1 protein-coding gene is annotated in these 1,911 nt (G+C 75.9%); it reads right to left on the bottom strand.

What is annotated here, in order from left to right; genetic code table 11:
* Nucleotides 1-1,911 (bottom strand): polyketide synthase dehydratase domain-containing protein (locus IF129_RS25905; protein WP_191212275.1); only part of this gene is annotated, 1,911 nt, incomplete at both ends.

The raw sequence follows: 1,911 nt of genomic DNA, 5'->3' as shown, positions 1-1,911 counted from the left end.
CAAGGACTCGAACAGTGCCGTCAGGCGGTGCCGGTCGGCCACGTCGCACGCCGCGACCCGGACCTCGGCGCCCCGCGCCTCCAGGTCCGCCACCAGCTCACCGACACCGTCGGCCGCCGGTCCACGCCGGCTCACCAGCACCAGGCGCTTGACGCCGTGCCGCTCCACCAGGTGCCGCGCGAACAGCGCGCCCAGCCCGCCCGTACCACCGGTGACCAGGACCGCGCCCCCGGTGTCGACCGTCGGCGGCTCGCCGCCGACGGCCCGGCCCAGACGCGGGGCCAGCAACCGGCCCTCGCGGACCGCGACCTGCGGCTCCTCCAGGTCGAGCAGCGCGCCCCAGTCGGGCACGCCGCCGCCGTCGTAGTCGATCAGGGTGAAGCGGTCCGGGTGCTCCGTGTGGGCACTGTGGACCAGGCCCCACACGGGTGCCTGCGCGAGTTCGGGCGTCTCGTCCCGGACGGCGACCGCGCCCCGCGTGACGACCGTCAACCGCGCCTCGCGCAGCGGCTCGCTGGCCACCCAGCGCTGGACCAGCGTCAACGCACTCAGCGCCGTCGCCCGTGCGCACGCGGCCGGATCGCCCGCATCGGTGACCGTCGCCACGGCGGTCACGACGACCTCCGGGGCCGTCGCGCCGTCGGCGATCGCCTGCTCCAGATCGGCCAGGTCGGCGTAGCGGTCGCCCGGCACGTCGAGCTCACCGAGCACCGCGACGTGGGCCGACGTCGCCGACCCGGCGGGGACGTCCACCCATTCGATCCGGTGCAGCGAACGCCGACCGCTCCGCCGCGCGGATTCGAGCTGCGCCTGCTCGACCGGGCGGACGTCCATCCGGGACACCGCCGCGATCGGGGTGCCGTCCTCCCCGGCGATCTCCAGCCGCAGCGTGGTCTCGTCGGCCAGCCCGACGCGCACCCGCAGCCGGGTGCTACCGGTGTCCGCCAGCCGGACCCCGGACCAGGAGAACGGCAACCCGCCCTCGGAACCGGGGCGGTGGAGCATGCCGAGCCCGCCGTGCAGCGCCGAGTCGAGCAGCGCCGGATGGACGGCGAAGCCCTGCGCGGAGCCCGCGACCTCCGGCAGCACCAGCTCGGTGCACACGTCCTCCCCGACCTGCCAGGCCGACCGGACGGCCCGGAACGCGGGACCGTAGTCGAACCCGGGGTCGGTCAGGTGCGCGTGCTTGTTCACCCGCCGGTACAGCTCGTCCACGTCGATCGGCTCGGCTCCCGCAGGCGGCCACTGCCCCGGCGACGCCGCCACCGGCTCGCCCTCGGCCGCCAGCCAGCCCCGGCCGTGGCAGGTGGCCTCGCCCGGTCCGTCGTCATCGACGCTCTCCGGGCGGGTGAAGACGGCGACCTCGCGGCGGCCGTCCTCCCCGGCCGCCCCCACGGTCACCTGCACCCGCACCGTCGCGTCCTCGTCCAGCAGCAGCGGGGACTCGATCACCAACTCGTCCACGACCGGGCACCCGACCTCGCGTCCGGCGGTCAGCGCCATCTCGACCAGCGCCGCCCCGGGGACCAGGACCATGCCGAACACGATGTGGTCACGCGTCCACGGCTGGGCTTCGATCGACAGGCGTCCGCTGAACAGCCACTCGTCACGGTCACCGATCCGGGCCGCCGCGGCGAGCACCGGGTGGTCGACGCGGCCGAGCCCGGCCGCCGTGGCGTCCGCCGAGCGGACGCCCGGCGTGAGCCAGAACCACTCGTGCTGGAAGGCGTAGGTGGGCAGGGGGACGCGCTGGGCGCCGGTGTCGGCGTAGTAGGCCGCCCAGTCGACGGCCACCCCCGCGGCGTGGGCCTCGGACAGGGAGGTGACGAAGCGCCGCAGGCCGCCCTCGTCCCGCCGCAGGGAGCCGATCACCCCCACACGGTCCTCCGCGCCGTGGGCCTGGGCGGTCTG

The sequence above is a fragment of the Streptomyces chumphonensis genome (assembly GCF_014779715.1).
Lineage (GTDB): Bacteria > Actinomycetota > Actinomycetes > Streptomycetales > Streptomycetaceae > Streptomyces > Streptomyces chumphonensis.
This window is presented reverse-complemented; position numbering and strand designations above follow the sequence as displayed.